General features: G+C 72.0%; 17 protein-coding genes. 7 read left to right on the top strand and 10 right to left on the bottom strand.

Translation table 11 applies throughout. The features are described 5' to 3' along the window. Positions 1-9: 9 nt before the first annotated feature. A complete protein-coding gene (locus tag NE857_RS31780; RefSeq protein ID WP_017581337.1) occupies positions 10-723 on the top strand; it encodes a type 1 glutamine amidotransferase in 714 nt (237 codons plus the stop codon). Positions 724-827: 104 nt separating this feature from the next. After that, a complete protein-coding gene (locus tag NE857_RS31775; protein WP_254418947.1) occupies positions 828-1,595 on the top strand; it encodes a DUF4352 domain-containing protein in 768 nt (255 codons plus the stop codon). Between the two features lie 31 nt (positions 1,596-1,626). On the opposite strand, the gene ygfZ is transcribed toward NE857_RS31775, so the two are convergent. Both ygfZ and NE857_RS31765 read right to left on the bottom strand, forming a co-directional pair. After that, a complete protein-coding gene (gene ygfZ, locus NE857_RS31770; RefSeq protein ID WP_254418946.1) occupies positions 1,627-2,646 on the bottom strand; it encodes a CAF17-like 4Fe-4S cluster assembly/insertion protein YgfZ in 1,020 nt (339 codons plus the stop codon). A gap of 314 nt (positions 2,647-2,960) precedes the next feature. Next, complete coding sequence (locus NE857_RS31765; protein ID WP_254418945.1) at positions 2,961-3,527, bottom strand: nitrobindin family protein; 567 nt, start codon at positions 3,525-3,527, stop codon at positions 2,961-2,963. 216 nt (positions 3,528-3,743) lie between these two features. Between NE857_RS31765 and NE857_RS31760 the strand changes: the two genes are divergently transcribed. Both NE857_RS31760 and NE857_RS31755 read left to right on the top strand, forming a co-directional pair. Further along, a complete protein-coding gene (locus NE857_RS31760) occupies positions 3,744-4,520 on the top strand; it encodes an E3 ubiquitin ligase family protein (protein WP_254422164.1) in 777 nt (258 codons plus the stop codon). 4 nt (positions 4,521-4,524) lie between these two features. After that, complete coding sequence (locus NE857_RS31755; protein ID WP_254418944.1) at positions 4,525-4,887, top strand: DsrE family protein; 363 nt, start codon at positions 4,525-4,527, stop codon at positions 4,885-4,887. A gap of 115 nt (positions 4,888-5,002) precedes the next feature. On the opposite strand, the gene NE857_RS31750 is transcribed toward NE857_RS31755, so the two are convergent. From NE857_RS31750 to NE857_RS31730, 5 genes are all read right to left on the bottom strand, one after another. Then, on the bottom strand, positions 5,003-5,749 hold the full coding sequence (locus NE857_RS31750; protein ID WP_254418943.1) for a phosphoglyceromutase: 747 nt from the start codon (positions 5,747-5,749) through the stop codon (positions 5,003-5,005). A gap of 58 nt (positions 5,750-5,807) precedes the next feature. Continuing rightward, positions 5,808-6,368 (bottom strand): type III secretion system chaperone family protein, encoded by a 561-nt coding sequence (locus NE857_RS31745; protein WP_254418942.1) that lies wholly within the window; start codon positions 6,366-6,368, stop codon positions 5,808-5,810. A 72-nt stretch (positions 6,369-6,440) separates the two neighbouring features. Beyond that, positions 6,441-7,730, bottom strand: a complete 1,290-nt coding sequence (gene mshA / locus NE857_RS31740; RefSeq protein ID WP_425572218.1) for a D-inositol-3-phosphate glycosyltransferase — start codon at positions 7,728-7,730, stop codon at positions 6,441-6,443. A gap of 138 nt (positions 7,731-7,868) precedes the next feature. Beyond that, the gene (locus NE857_RS31735) at positions 7,869-8,864 is read right to left on the bottom strand and encodes an alpha/beta hydrolase (protein ID WP_254422163.1); all 996 of its coding nucleotides are present in this window, start codon (positions 8,862-8,864) and stop codon (positions 7,869-7,871) included. 166 nt (positions 8,865-9,030) lie between these two features. Continuing rightward, positions 9,031-10,047 carry a YbgA family protein gene (locus NE857_RS31730; protein ID WP_254418940.1) on the bottom strand — a complete coding sequence of 339 codons (1,017 nt, stop codon included), beginning with the start codon at positions 10,045-10,047 and terminating at the stop codon, positions 9,031-9,033. An 84-nt stretch (positions 10,048-10,131) separates the two neighbouring features. Here NE857_RS31730 and NE857_RS31725 point away from each other — a divergent pair, with 84 nt between their 5' ends. Then, positions 10,132-11,445 carry a cryptochrome/photolyase family protein gene (locus NE857_RS31725; RefSeq protein ID WP_017581326.1) on the top strand — a complete coding sequence of 438 codons (1,314 nt, stop codon included), beginning with the start codon at positions 10,132-10,134 and terminating at the stop codon, positions 11,443-11,445. Between the two features lie 70 nt (positions 11,446-11,515). Here the strand turns inward: NE857_RS31725 and NE857_RS31720 are convergent, their stop codons facing one another. The 3 genes from NE857_RS31720 to NE857_RS31710 form a co-directional block, all read right to left on the bottom strand. Next, positions 11,516-11,683 carry a hypothetical protein gene (locus tag NE857_RS31720; protein ID WP_254418939.1) on the bottom strand — a complete coding sequence of 56 codons (168 nt, stop codon included), beginning with the start codon at positions 11,681-11,683 and terminating at the stop codon, positions 11,516-11,518. Positions 11,684-11,685: 2 nt separating this feature from the next. Further along, the gene (locus NE857_RS31715) at positions 11,686-12,123 is read right to left on the bottom strand and encodes a hypothetical protein (RefSeq protein ID WP_254418938.1); all 438 of its coding nucleotides are present in this window, start codon (positions 12,121-12,123) and stop codon (positions 11,686-11,688) included. Between the two features lie 77 nt (positions 12,124-12,200). Further along, a complete protein-coding gene (locus NE857_RS31710) occupies positions 12,201-12,725 on the bottom strand; it encodes an O-acetyl-ADP-ribose deacetylase (RefSeq protein WP_254422162.1) in 525 nt (174 codons plus the stop codon). 472 nt (positions 12,726-13,197) lie between these two features. Here NE857_RS31710 and NE857_RS31705 point away from each other — a divergent pair, with 472 nt between their 5' ends. Continuing rightward, a complete protein-coding gene (locus NE857_RS31705) occupies positions 13,198-13,389 on the top strand; it encodes a hypothetical protein (RefSeq protein ID WP_254418937.1) in 192 nt (63 codons plus the stop codon). Continuing rightward, on the top strand, positions 13,382-14,476 hold the full coding sequence (locus tag NE857_RS31700) for a DUF2637 domain-containing protein (RefSeq protein ID WP_254418936.1): 1,095 nt from the start codon (positions 13,382-13,384) through the stop codon (positions 14,474-14,476). The genes NE857_RS31705 and NE857_RS31700 overlap by 8 nt, the downstream gene beginning before the upstream one ends. The last annotated feature ends 68 nt before the right edge of the window (positions 14,477-14,544 follow it).

Genomic DNA, 14,544 nt, shown 5'->3' with positions numbered 1-14,544 from the left:
GAGAGACCCATGTCGAACACCAGCAGCGCCCTGCGGATCGTGTGGATCTACCCCGACCTGCTCAGCACCTACGGGGACCAGGGCAACGTCCTGATCCTCAAGCGCCGCGCCGAACTGCGCGGCATCCCCACCGAGATCGTGCACGTCCACTCCAGTGACCCGGTGCCCGAGCAGGGCGACATCTACCTGCTCGGCGGCGGCGAGGACCGGCCGCAGATCCTGGCCGCCGAGCGGCTGCGCGCCGACGGCGGGCTGGCCCGGGCCGCCGCGCGCGGCGCGTGCGTGTTCGCGGTCTGCGCGGGCTACCAGATCATCGGTGAGAGCTACGGCGACGACGAGGCCAACCCGCTCCCGGGCGTGGGCATCATCGACATCCGCAGCAACCGGGGCCAGACCCGTGCCGTGGGCGAGATCGTCGCCGACGTCGACCCCTCCCTGGGGGTGGGCCGGATCACCGGTTTCGAGAACCACCAGGGCCGCACCGAGATCGGCCCGCAGGCCCGTCCGCTGTCCACCACGGTGAAGGGCATCGGCAACGACGACCGCACCGAGGGCGCCTACCAGGGCCAGGTCCTGGGCACCTACCTGCACGGCCCGGCCCTGCCGCGCAACCCGCAGCTGGCCGACCTGCTGCTGCGCTGGCGCGTGGGCCAGCTGAACCCGCTGCCCCCGTCCTGGGGCGAGCGCCTGCACGACGAGCGCCTGGCCGCCGCCCTGCGGTAGGCCTCGATCACCTCGGAGCCCGGTGGAGCCCTCCACCGGGCTCCGTCGTGTGTAAAGGGGGCACAGATCCGGAATGTCATGCCGGTGATACGTGTCACACGGGTATGGGTTTCAGTGATCCTCGAACCCCGCCGCGGGGGCGGGCCGCCGCGGCGGTGCGCACCCTCGCCATCCCTGTCGCGGTCCTGCTCGCCGGGGCGGTGTGCGCGGTCACCCTGGTCGCGCTGAGCCTGGTGACCGTGCCGGACGCGCGGGTGGTGCTCGGCGAGGACGAACCGGCCGCGGCGCCCGCACCCGTCGAGGAATCCGAACCCGCGGAGGAAACCGAGGAGCCCGCGCCCCCGCCTTCGGAGGAGCCCGCTCCCGAGCCCTCAGACGAGCCTGGGGCGGCTGAGGGCGAGCCGGAGCCCGTGCCCGAGCCGAGCCCCGCTCCGGAGCCCGCGGATCCCGAGGAACCAGCGGCGGCCGAGCCGGAGTCCGTACCGCCCTCCGCCTACGACGGGTCCACCACGTCGGTGGGCGTCTTCCGGGTGGTGGTCGAGGCGGCCTACACCGACCCGACCATCACCAACGGCACGGGCTCCTACGCCGAGGCGCCCGCGGGCTGGGAGTACCACGTCTACCGGCTCAACGTCACCAACGAGGGTTCGTCCCCGGTGATCTTCGACAGCTCCGGCACCGTGGGCACCACCACCGACGGCCGACGGTTCGTCAACGACATCGACGCCGAGCACACCGTGGCCTACGACTACTTCTGGTTCGAGATCGACCCGGGCGAGACGGTCACCACGCACATCATGTTCCTGGCGCCGGTCGGCACCGAGTTCGCGCACGTCCTGGTGGCGGGCCAGAGCGACCTGCGCCCCGGCTGACGCCTGCGGCCGTACTCCGGTCTCGCCCCGGCTACCGGGGCTTGCGGCGGAAGTCGTCGAGGTCGGCGTTGGCGCCGGTGTCCGGGTCCACCACGACCTCCTGGCCCGCGGCGATGCCGTCGACCACCAGGTCCGCGTCCACCGGGGCGGTGCGCTTGACCAGGCCGAGGGCGATCGGGCCCAGCTCGTGGTGGCGGGCGGAGGTGCCCACCCGGCCGACCTTGCGCCCGCCCAGCTCGATGTCGCTGCCCAGCGCGGGCAGCCGCTCGGCGGTCCCGTCCAGGTGCAGCATCACCAGGCGGCGCGGCGGGCGGCCCAGGTTGTGCACCCGCGCCACCGTCTCCTGGCCCGGGTAGCAGCCCTTCTCCAGGTGCACCGCGGAGCCGATCCAGTTCATCTCGTGCGGGATGGAGCGCTCGTCCGAGTCCAGTCCGGGCCGGGCGCGGTGCGCGGCGATCCGGTGGGCCTCGTAGGGCCACATGCCCGCTGGACGGGCCCCGGCCGCGGTGAGCTTCTCCGCGGCCGTCACCAGGTTCTCGGCGGGCACGAACAGGTCGATCTCGTCCCCGGTCAGCCGGCTCGGCACGTCCTCGACCGCACCCGCCACCCGCGAGCGCTCCGGGCCCAGCACCGTGAGCACGGAGTAGGAGTCGGAGAGGTCCTCGACCTCCACCCGCAGCATGAACACCATGGAGTCCAGGAACTCCGCCAGCCCGGGGCCGCCACCGGGCTCGGTGTGCACCCACGTCGCCTCGCCGTCGTCCACCAGGGACAGGTGGTGGCGCAGGTGCCCGCGGGTGTCCAGGACCAGCGCCTCGGTGGCCGTACCGGGGGCCAGGTCCCGGGTCAGCTGGCTGGTGATGTCGTTGAGCCAGCCCAGGCGGTCGGGTCCGCTCACCCGGACCACGCCCCGGTTGCTCCGGTCGACCCAGGCGCTGGAGCGCTCCATGGCGCGGGCTTCGTGCGAAGGGTCGCCGTAGTGCGCGGCGACGTCGGAGTCGGGGCTGTCGGCGCTCACGGCGCCGGGTGTGGTCAGCAGCGGCGAAGTCATACCAGCGAGGTTATCCGGCCCGCGGAAGGCCCGGAGAGCACCCCATCTGACCTGGGATTCAGATCACGAAAAAACATTTGCCCCACCCCCGCCACGGGACGTACCTTCGGAGGCACGCAGGAAAGGAGGTGGTCCGAGAAATGATTGACTCTAGGACTGGCGAGGTGGCCGTCCGCTAGGGCGACGCTGAGCATTCGCTCGACGTCGCTCGTGCGAATCCCTGACGGACACCCGGACCCCGGGCTGCCGGACCTTGTCCGACCGGCTCCGCACGATGCGGAAGACAGCCCGGGGTTCGTCTCTGCCCTGAGCGACTACTCGCTGTCAGAGCCTGACTGCTTGCCGTTGACCTTCTTCAGCTGCGCCGACATGTACGAGCGCAGGTCGTGGCCGCGCGCGGCCAGGTCCCAGGCGTAGCCCAGGGTGTCGCGGTTGTCACCGAACAGCCCGTAGAGGCGGTGCGAGGCCTGGACCTCCAGGCCGGTGATGGTGTGCATCACCGCGTTGGTGGCCATCTCCACCCGGTTCGCGAACACGTTGCCCAGGTAGGACTCGATGAAGCCCTCGTTGTGGGCGATCAGAACTTCCAGATGGATGATGTTCTTGTCGTCGTCCTTGGCGTAGGTGGCGCTGTCCTCCTCGGACAGGGCGCGCCAGTAGCCGGACTCCTCCGTGATGAGCTCACCGAGCGTTCCGTCGGCCTTCATCCGCCAGGCCCTGCTCCGGTAGTCCAGATAGGGCGCACCGTCCCTGACGGTGAACTCGACCTCCTGCCCGAACTGGAGCTCTTCCTCGTCGGCGTAACCGGCGACGCCGACGCCCTCCCAGCGCCCGAACAGGAACGACAGTTTCTCCAGATCGGGGTGTACCTCAGCGTCCATAACCTCTGAGCCTAGCGGCGCCGCGGACATGACGGCGACGACCTGCCGGAGAGCGCCTTGTGTGCCACCGGGGAGCCTTGGACTGGACATGCCCAATTGGCCCCACTTTCCCGGAGAACTGGTAAAGATTGTCAGCAGACGCGGCGCGGCCACGGGGCTCACCGCCCGCCGTCGTCCTCGACCTCCGACGCGCTTACAAAGGGGCTGCCTGTGCTAATGGTGATCGGTGTGGCGCTGCTCGTCGTCGCGGTGGTCCTCCTGCCGCTGACCGTCATCGGAACGCGCCGCTGGCTGCGTCAGCGCGGGCTCGCCCAACTCCTCCCCAGCGCCCTGGCCGCCCGGCAGGGCCAGCGTGTGACGCTCACCGGTGTGGCCGCCCCCGGCCCCGCCGGGCCCATCGAGTCCGGTCTGGCCGGATCGGAGTGCGTGTGGCACGGCCACGAGGTGCTCCGCCACTACCGCCCGCTCGCCCGTGACCAGGCCGAGGGCTCGGTCAGTGAACGCGCCTGCGACTCCATCGCCGACTACGGTTCCGATGACCTGTTCGGCCTGGTCGCCGAGGGCCGCCCCGGTGACGCCCAGCGCATCTATGTGGACCCCAGGGGCGCCGAACCCCGCGATCCCGAGCTCTGCCTCAAGCGCCTGGTCGGCCGCCCCCAGCCGGGTGTGGCGGCGGCCGCCGACGACCTCCTGCCGCGCGTGCGCGGCCGGATCTCGGGCGTCTTCCGGGGCGAGACCATCGAGTTCGAGTACCGCGAGTGGATCATCCGCCCGGGCGCGCGCCTGCGCGTGTCCGGAGAGATCGGCGTTCGGGACGGCCGGGTGGTGCTGGTCGCTCCGGAGGGCGGCACGCTCGGCGTCGAGCACGGTGTGGCGGAACGCCCGGCCCGGGTATCGCCCCGCCGCCGGGAGGCTCTGCTACTCCTGGTCGCCTTCGCCGTCTGCGCGATCGCGGGGGCGGTCCTGACCGCCGTCGCGCTCTCAGTAGGCTGACCCCATGACTCGTTCCCTGGTGATCAAGGTCACCGCCGGTGAGGACTCCCCGGAGCGGTGCAACCAGGCCTTCACCGTCGCGGCGGCCGCGGTCGCCAGCGGGGTGGCCGTGTCCCTCTGGCTGACCGGGGAGTCCGCGTGGTTCGCGGTACCCGGCCGGGCCGAGGATTTCGAACTCCCGCACGCGGCCCCGCTCCAGGACCTGCTGGCCGCCGTACTCGCCGCGGGCCAGGTGACGGTCTGCACCCAGTGCGCCGCCCGCCGGGACCTCACCCAGGGGGACCTGATCGGGGGCGTGCGCATCGCGGGCGCGGCCACCTTCGTGGAGGAGACCCTCCAGGACGGCGCCCAGGCCCTGGTCTACTGACCCGCCCCGCTCTTTTCGGCCCTTCGCCGATCCGGACATGCCCTCGCCACCCCCGGATACGACTGTGCCCGCGCCGACCAAGGCACGGGCACAGGGTCGCGGATGCGGGTTCGGGTTACTTCTTGCCCTGGTTGGCGACGGCCTCGATGGCGGCCTTGGCGGCCTCCGGGTCGAGGTAGGTGCCGCCCGGCTTGGTCGGCTTGAACTCGTCGTCCAGCTCGTACACCAGCGGGATGCCGGTGGGGATGTTCAGCCCGGCGATGTCGGCGTCGCTGATCCCGTCCAGGTGCTTGACCAGGGCGCGCAGCGAGTTGCCGTGCGCGGCGACCAGGACGGTCCTACCGGCGGCCAGGTCCGGCGCGATGTTGTCGTACCAGTACGGCAGGGTGCGGTCGAGGACGTCCTTGAGGCACTCGGTGCGCGGCAGCAGCTCCGGCGGGAGCAGGTCGTAGCGCGCCTCCCCGGCCTGGGAGTAGGGGTCGTCGTCGGCGATGGGCGGCGGAGGCGTGTCGTAGGAGCGGCGCCAGGTCATGAACTGGTCGTCGCCGTACTCCTCACGGGTCTGAGCCTTGTCCTTGCCCTGGAGGGCGCCGTAGTGGCGCTCGTTGAGGCGCCAGGAGCGCTCGACCGGCAGCCAGTGCAGGTCGGCGGCGTCCAGCGCGAGGTTCGCGGTGCGGATCGCGCGCTTGAGCAGTGAGGTGTGCAGGATGTCCGGGGTCACCCCGGCGGCCTTCAGAAGTTCGCCGCCGCGGCGCGCCTCCTCCTCGCCCTGCGCGGACAGGTCCACGTCCACCCAGCCGGTGAAGAGGCCCTTCGCGTTCCAGACACTCTCGCCGTGTCGAAGCAGTACCAGAGTTCCCATGGGGACCAGCCTAGCCAGCCCGCCCCGGTGATCGTTCCCCGGCAGGCCCCTACTCGCCCTACTGATCGGTAGCGGGCTCGATCATGTCCTCGGTCACGTTCTCCCTGGCGCGCTCTTCCGGGTGGTCGGCCAGGTGGGCGAAGGCGCGCAGGTTGCGGGTGTCGTGGCCGCGGGAGGTCCGCCACTGCCACTCCTTGCGGATCGCCGTGGCGAACCCCAGTTCCAGCGCGGTGTTGAAGCCCTCGTCGGTGTAGGTGAGCACACAGCCCAGCAGCCGGTCCACCTCCGCCGGGGTCACCCCGCCCAGCGGCAGCCGGCCGCGGATGTACACGTCGCCGACGTCGTCGGAGACGAACGCCATCCCGTACATGTCCGAGCTGCGCCGGGTCAGCCACTGGTAGAAACCGGCGTGGTTCTCGTCGGGCTGGCGGCAGAAGAACGAGGTCAGCGTGAGGCTGTGCGGACCCGCCTCCAGCCACACCATGGTCTTGAGCTTGGCGGTGCCGGGGAGTGTCACCAGGAACGAACCCTCACGCGGGCACTCGACCTCCAGCCCGGCCTCCGCCACGGCCTCGGTGATAGCCCTGACGGCGCTCTCGCGCTCGGTTTCCGTTCCCACGTCCTCACCTCTCGTCACTTCGGTTCGGTCGGCCACTTCGACTCCGCTCACCGTGTTCGCTCCTGTTCGAGGTCACCTGCAGGCTGCCAGACCGAGCTCGCGCGGGGTGAGGGCGTCCCGGTACACGTCCAGCAGTTCGTCCACGGTCCGCGACCACCCCAGGGTGGCGGCGTGCCGGGGCGCCGCCTCGGCCAGCTTGGCACGCCAGGCCGGTTCGGTAATCATCCGGTGCAGTTCGGCGGCGTAGTGCCGGGGGTCGTGCCCGTCCACCAGGACCCCGGAGACCCCTGCCGACACCGCCGTGCTCAGCCCGCCCACCCGGGCGGCCAGCACCGGGGTGCCGCAGGCCTGCGACTCCACGGCCACCAGTCCGAAGGACTCGGAGTAGGAGGGCACCACGGTCGCGGTCGCGGCCCGGTAGTAGTCGGCCAGGCGCTCGCGGTTCTGCGGCGGCTCCATCCGCACCACGTCGGCCACGCCCAGCGAACGCGCCAGGTCGGTGAGCAGCTGGGGCTCGCGCTTGCCGCCCCCGGACAGCCCGCCGACGATCCCGACCACCAGGCGCGAGCGCAGTGAGGGGTCGCGTTCGAGGAGTTCGGCCGCGGCACGGATGAGCACGTCCGGGGCCTTGAGCCGCTGGACCCGGCCCACGAACAGCAGGAGTTCGGCGTCGCGGGGCAGCCCGATCCGGTCCAGGGCCGCGGCGCGCGAACCCGGGGTGAAGGTCTCCAGGTCCACACCGGGCGGGATCGTGCTGATCTGCTCGTTGCGGGCGCCGTAGAAACCGGTGAGCTGGCGCGCCTCGTCGTCGGTGTTGGCGATGAGCCGGTCGGCCTGGCGGACCAGCTGGTCCTCACCGCGCACCCGCGCCTCGGGTTCGGGGGCGTCGCCCGTGGCCAGGGCGGCGTTCTTGACCCGCGCCATCGTGTGCATGGACTGCACCATGGGCACCCCCCAGCGGCGGGCGGCCACGACCCCCGCCTTGCCGGACAGCCAGTAGTGGCCGTGCACGAGGTCGTAGTGGCCCGGCTCGCCCTGGGCCTCGGCGCGCAGCATCCCGAAGATGAACGGGCACAGGTGGTCGGCGAGGGTGTTCTTGTCCAGATGGCCGTAGGGACCGGCGGGCACGTGCCGCACGTTCACCCCCGGCGCGAGCTCGACCACCGGGGGGAGGTCAGGGCTGGTCGCCCGGGTGAACACGTCCACGGCCACGTTGCGCTCGGCCATCCGGCGGGCCACCTCGACCACGTACACGTTGAGCCCGCCGGCGTCACCGGTGCCGGGCTGGTCCAGCGGGGAGGTGTGCAGACTGACGGTCGCGATCCTCGAAGGGGTCGAGGGAACCGTCGTCTGTTCTCCCATCGGTACGGGTCCGGCCACCGGTGGATCCTCCAGGTCGTGTGCGCAACATGTGTGCGAGCCGTAGTCGTCAACAGCGACGAAGGTACACACTGTTCCCCACCGGACCGTCCGAGGGGGCCGGGGTTGACCCGGCCGGGATCACGGTGTAGAAGCCCAACCGGCGACCAGGAAGTCCACGGTCTCGGGGAAGGTGCGTTTCCAGGTGGCCAGGTCGTGCCCGCCGCGCGGCCGGATCGTGGCGACCGTCATACCGTGCTCAGTGAGCAGCGCGGAGAAGCGCTCGGCCTCGCCGTGGATGCTCCCGTCCTGGAGCGGGGTGTGGTCCTCGCGCCCCTCCACCAGCATGAACCGCAGGTCACGCACGTCCTCCGAGCCCAGGAGGCGGTCAGGGGAGTGCGGTCCGGCATCCTTGCCGAAGGTTCTGTGGGGGTCGTCCACGCGGAAGTACCCGCCCCAGCTGGCCACCTGGGAGTAGAGGTCGGGGTTGCGCAGGGCCAGGGCGGCGGCGCCGTAACCGCCCATGGAGAAACCGCCGATCGCGCGCAGCGACCGCGGCCGCGGGTACTCGCCTTCGACCGCGGCCACGGTGGCGCCGGTGACGAAGCTCTCCAGCGCGAACCGGCCGTCGTGGGCGTCGCCCCACTCCGTGGTGGCCCCGCCGCTCTCCTGCCCGTGCGGGGCGGCGATGACGAACTCGACCCCCGTACGGCACATCTGCTGGTCCAGCCGGGCACCCACGTCCGCGTCCATGAGGGTGCGGTGGCTGGAGGCGGAACCGTGCAGCAGGTAGAGGACGGGCAGGTCGGCGCTGTCCGGGCCGGGCGGGCGGCGGATCCACAGGGCGCGCCCCTCCTCCTCGGGTGCGCCGGGGTCCGGCAGCGTGACGACCTCGTCGCGGCCGGGCTCCGCGCAGACCGCGACCTGCCCGGGGCGGGGGATGGGCGCGGGGGTGGAGCCCGCTTCGGGCGGAAGGGCCATGTGGCCGTGGGCCAGTTCCGGTGCGGGCGCGGTCAGGTGGTGCCCGAACCGCTCCGCCAGACCCTCCTGCGGCGTGGTGGCCAGGGTCGCGGCGATCAGGGCGACGGCACAGGAGGAGACGAGCACGGCGGCGCGTCGGGGGAACGAGACGAACACGTCGAAGACCTCGGTGTCGGGGGCAACCGGGAACCGCGCACCACGCGGCCACGTACAGTAACCCACTGTAGTCGAGTGTGCTCTTTGTGTGTGGAATCTACGACGGATCTCCGTCAGGCCCCGCCCTTCGGGGGTCTCTTCTCCCCGGACTTCTCCGGCTCCTCCTTCAGACCGCCACCGGGTGCCGCAGCCGCAGCCGGTCCGGGTAGGGGCGCAGGTAGGTCTGCTCGCTGGCCCAGGCCACGTCCTCCGCGGAGCAGTGGTGCCGCAGCAGCGCCACCGGCAGGCTGAGCGGGGCCTGGCCCTCCCGGTACTCCTCGATCCCGGCCAGCAGGTCGTGCCTGCGTGTGTCGTCCAGCATCGGGCTGATCATGCCGAAGACGTGCTGGAGCACGTTGGCGTGCTTGCCCCGGCTGGTCTTGACCGCCAGGGCCCGGTGGAAGGCCTCCGCGTACACGGACGCGATCTCCTCGGGGGCGTCGGTGCCGGCCCGCGCCACGATCCGCCCGGTCTCCCGGTAACCGTCCGGGGAGTGGGCCATCAGCTGGAGCTTGTGCCGGGTGTGGAACTCCACGAGGTCGCGCGGGCGCCACTCCGACTCCAGCAGGGCCCGCAGCCGGGAGTGCGCGAACACCCGCTCCACGAAGTGCTCGCGCAGCACCGCGTCGGACAGGCGTCCCTGCTCTTCCACCGGAAGGTGGGGGAGCAGAGCGGTGAGCCGGGCGGCGAAGGCGCCCCGGCCCGTCCCGCGCAGCCGGTCGCCGTTGTCGTCGAACACCGGCAGCGCGTAGAGACCGCAGCTCGGCGACTTGTTCTTGAGCACGTAGCCGTCCAGGCGGCGTAGCTCCCGCAGGTGCCGGTCGGCGACCCCGGCCAGGTCGTCCGTATGGTCGGTGCCGTCCTTGCTGGAGATCACCCGGTCCGCGCTCCAGGCCTGCCCGCTTTCCGCTTCCGGGCCGTCAGCCTCCGGCTCCGGGCGGTCCTGGAGGCGCAGGGTCGGGCGCGGCACGCCCAGCCCGATCTCCGCCTCCGGGCAGACCGGAAGCCAGTCCACGTGCCGGTCCAGCTCGTCGGTGAGGAACTTGTACCGTGAGTGCCCGCCGTTGTAGCGCACGGGCGCGCCGATCAGGCAGCTGGAGACCCCGACGACGGGGCGCGGGGGTGGGTTCTGAACCGGGTTCATGGTGGGGCCCTACCCGGTCTGACATCGGGCAATCGTCAGCACACAGGCAGTAGTGTGATGGTCCCGCAAAGTGAAGGAGTTCTGTTGGGCACCCCCGTTCTCGTCCTCCTCACCCAGGACCTGCGCCTGCACGATCACCCCGCGCTGACCGCGGCCCTCCGCGGCCCCGGGCCGGTGGTCCCGCTCTTCGTCCTCGAACCCGCACTCCTGCGCCGCGCCGCGCGCAACCGCCGCGCCTACCTGGGCGAGGCCCTGGCCGACCTGCGCTCAGCCCTGCGCGCACGCGGCGGCGACCTCGTCCTGCGCCGGGGCGACACGGACGCCGAGGTCCTCGCCCTGGCCCGGGAGACCGGGGCCCGCACCGTCCACCTGAGCTCGGGTGTGAGCTGGTTCGCCGCCCGTCGGGAGGAGGCACTGCGCGCCACCGGCCTGGAGGTGCGCACCCACCCCGGGCTGACCGTGGTCCCGCCGGGCGGGGTCACCCCGGCCAGCGGCGACCACTACAAGGTCTTCACCCCCTACTGGCGGTCCTGGGAGTCGGCCGCCTGGCGCGAGGTACTGCCCGCGCCCGAACACCTGGACCTGCCCGACGGCCTCGACCCGGGGGAGCTCCCCGACCTGGCGGACGGCACGGAAGGAGTGGGCGTCCTCGCTCCGGACCGCGTCCGCGGCGGCCAGGCCCTGGCCCGCGAACGCCTGCGCTCCTGGCTCGACCTCGGCCTGGCCGACTACGGGGACCGGCACGACGACCTCCCCGGGGCCGCCACCTCCGGGCTCTCCGCGGACCTGCGCTTCGGCTGCCTGTCCCCGCTGGAGGTCGCCACCGCCGCCCGTGACCTGCCCGGCGGTTCCGAGTACGTGCGCCAGCTCGCCTGGCGCGACTTCCACCACCAGGTCACCGCCGCCTTCCCGGCCATCAACATCCGCGACTACCGGCCCCGGGACCGCGAGTGGCGCACCGATCCCGAGGCCCTCGCCGCCTGGAAGGAGGGCCGCACCGGGGTGCCGATCGTGGACGCCGGCATGCGGCAGCTGCTCCGGGAGGGCTTCATGCACAACCGCACCCGCATGATCACCGCCGCCTTCCTCACCAAGACACTGCTCGTGCACTGGCGGGAGGGGGCCGCGCACTTCGACGCGCACCTGACCGACGGCGACGTCGCCAACGAGTACGGAAACTGGCAGTGGACCGCCGGAACAGGCAACGACACCCGGCCCAACCGTGCGTTCAACCCCTCCCGGCAGGCCAAGCGCTTCGATCCCGACGGTGTGTACGTGCGGCGCCACGTCCCCGAACTCGCGGGGCTGGCCGGCGCGCTCGCCCACACCCCGTGGCTTGAGGGATTCGGCGAAGGGGTGGAGGGCTACCCGAAGCCGATCGCCGACCCCGGCAAATAGCGCGGGGCCGGTCGGACCGGCTCGGACCCGCGGCCGTGCGGACGTGCGGTGCGGGGAGCCCCGGGGCGGGTCAGCCGTTGTAGTGACCGCAGTTCGGGCAGGTGCGCACCCCGGCGTTGAGGTACTCACCGCATCTCTCGCACTGGCCCACGATGGGCTTGTCGTGCTTGGGGGACATGGCGGGGATCGGCGCGGGGAACGGGGAACGGAACCGGGTGAGGTGGGGAACGGGCGTCAAGGTCAACCTTCCGTTTCGGCGAGCCCGTCGATGATGTCGTCCAGGACCAGGGCGCGGTCCGCGGTCGACATCAGACGCAGTTCCCGGAGTGCGGGGACGGTGTCCACCCCGTTGCCCCCGGAGCCCGTCACCGTGCACACGCGCATGCAGTGCTGGGTCGGGGGCCGCCAGAAATCCCGTTCGTGGATGGGGGCGATGCGGTACACCGTGGCCGGGTACTGGGAGGGCCGACTCGGCGAGTGCCACTGCTGGACGCGGGACAGGACGAAACCCGTGATCAGGGAGTCGAAGACGCCGCCCGACGCGAGGTCGGACAGGGCGTGCTCATCGCCCTCGGCACGGCAGGCGTCGCACCCGGCGAGCTCCGCGCGCAGCAGCCAACGGGCGCGCGCGTGACTCACCTCGGGGTTCTTGAGCTTGCTCGGATGCCGGTGTCCCATGGGACGGAGCGTACGACGGACCGCGGCGCCGCGGTAGGCGGGGGCGGCCAACCGCGCGCCTTCGACGGGCCAGCGGATCAGGTGGTGTCGAAAGCCCGCCGGAACGCGGCCAGCGCGGCCTCGTCGAACAGCACCAGATCCACCCGGTCCACCCCGACCTCGGCGGTGCGCAGCGCCCGCGCGGCGATCCGCGCCGCGTCGTCCAGCGGCCACCGGTAGACCCCGGTGGAGATCGCCGGGAAGGCGACCGACTCCGCGCCCAACTCGTCCGCGACCCGCAGCGACTCGGTGAAGCACGAGGCCAGCACCGCCGACCGGTCCTCGGTCTCGCTGTACACCGGGCCGACGGTGTGGATCACCCAACGGGCGGGCAGTTTCCCCGCGGTGGTCGCCACCGCCTGCCCGGCGGACAAACCGCCCCCGTAGCGGGAGGCGCGCAGCTTGCGGCACTCCTCCAGAATCGCCTTGCCGCCCTTGCGGTGGATGGCGCCGTCCACCCCGCCGCCGCCCAGCAGGGAGCTGTTGGCGGCGTTGACGATCGCGTCCGCGCGGTGCTCGGTGATGTCCCCCCGGAACAGCTGGATCCGCATCCGCTCGGCCATGTGCACCCCTTCGGTCTGCTCGTGCTGCTCGGGTGTCTGCCCGCGAACGGAGCGTCCCACCCCTACCCGCGGCGGGGGAGAAGGGTCACTCCGGCTTGACGCGCCCACCCGGAACTCCGGCCCTTCGGCCCCTGTCCGAAGGGCCTCAAAGCCCTTCCCCGTAAGTCATCCTGAATTAACGCGGGGGTGCCACGGCCAGTAGTACTACCCGTCGTAGATTAAACGGAATGCCACGTGCAATAGGGTGGCGGAATGCGCTGACCTGCGGGAATGTGATTTTAGCAGGATGCCACGTGCTACGGGTAGATCTACTAAAAAACAGGGGCATCCGGTGAAACTATTCCCGGAACGGTAGCGGCTGCACGACCAATCCGCTACGGTCTCCCCACGAAAACAAAACGCCCCCGGGCGGTGCTACCAACACCAACCCGAGGGCTTGATCCACGACCTGACTCAACCAGGAGTGAACCCGATGTCCACCGTACCGCGCCCCCCGGGCGCCCCCACCGCCGCCCTCCTCCAGGACGTGTTCGCCGTCCTCGACCGGCACGGCTACGACCGCGCCCCCGGCCGAACCCTCAGCGCCTCCCTCCCCACCCTCGACTCCCTCCTGGCCGACCTCGCCGCCACCTACGAGGGCCGCACGGAGGTGCCCGGTGCGTAACCTCCCCATCGCCTACTACGCGACCATCACCGGGTCCCTCGCCATCGCCGTCGGCCTCGTCGTCGTCTCCTACGGCCACATCCGCAAGTTCGCCATGGAGGCCGGCGCCGCACCGTGGGAAGCCGCGGTCATCGCGGTCACGGTCGACGCCCTCGTGGTCCTGTCCATCGCCGCGATCGGTCACGCCCGGGGTGTTGGCCAGCGCCCCCCGGCCATGGCCAAGGTCGCGCTCGTCGTGGGCGTCGTGGCCACCACGGGCGCGAACATCCACCACGGCCTCGACCATGGGTGGGCCGGGATCGTCGTGTCCCTGTGGGTGCCGGTGGCCGCTGAGCTCGCCTACCAGCTGGCCATGTCCGCTGTCCGGGTCGGGGCCACTGGCCACCAGGAGAAGCGGGAGGTGGTCTGTGGCCACCGGGTCAGCGTGGCCACGGTCATGGCCAGGGTCCACGCCCGCCCGGTCATCTGTGGCCAGGACGTGCCCGTGGCCATGCTCGCGGCCACGCTGGCCGCTGTCCGCCGCCCGGCCCCCCGCGATCCGCGCCCGGCCATCTGCTCCCGGGTGGTGGCCATGGCCACGCTCGCGGCCACCATGCCGCCCCGGCCAGTGGCCACCCTGGAGGACCCGCGTCCGGACATCTGCGGGGCGTTCGTGGCCACGCAGGATGTGGCCATGCCTGACCGGCAGGTGGTGTGCACGCGCCTCATCCCGGCCGCCGAGGTGGCCATGCCCCCGGTGGACACCAGGCGGCCAGTGTGCACGCGGCCGGTCACGGTGGCCGAGGTGCTGGCGCTGTCCCCTGTGGCCATGCCCGCGCCCGCGGCCACCGAGGAACGCCCCGGCCCGACCCCGCGGCCGCGTCCGGCGCCCCGCCCCGTGGCCACCGCCGAGGACGTGGCCGCCCGCGAGGTGGCCATCCTGGACTGGATCGCCGAGGCCGACGACCCAGACGCCCGGATGGCCGACGCCCGTGGCCCGGAGGTGGCCGCCGTCCTGGCCGCTGCTGGCCACCACGTGTCCGCCCGCACCGCCCGCCGCGACCTCCAGGCCGTGCGGGACCAGCTGGCCACCACGGCGGCCACGTAGGCGCTTCCCGCCGGGGCGCCCACGGGGTAGAGTGGTCGCGGGAACTGAGAAGGGGCCCCTCGCACTGG

Source organism: Nocardiopsis exhalans (genome assembly GCF_024134545.1).
In the GTDB taxonomy this organism is placed as follows: Bacteria; Actinomycetota; Actinomycetes; order Streptosporangiales; family Streptosporangiaceae; genus Nocardiopsis; species Nocardiopsis exhalans.
The sequence above is the reverse complement of the archived record's forward strand: the minus strand, read 5'-3'. Positions and strand labels throughout refer to the sequence as shown.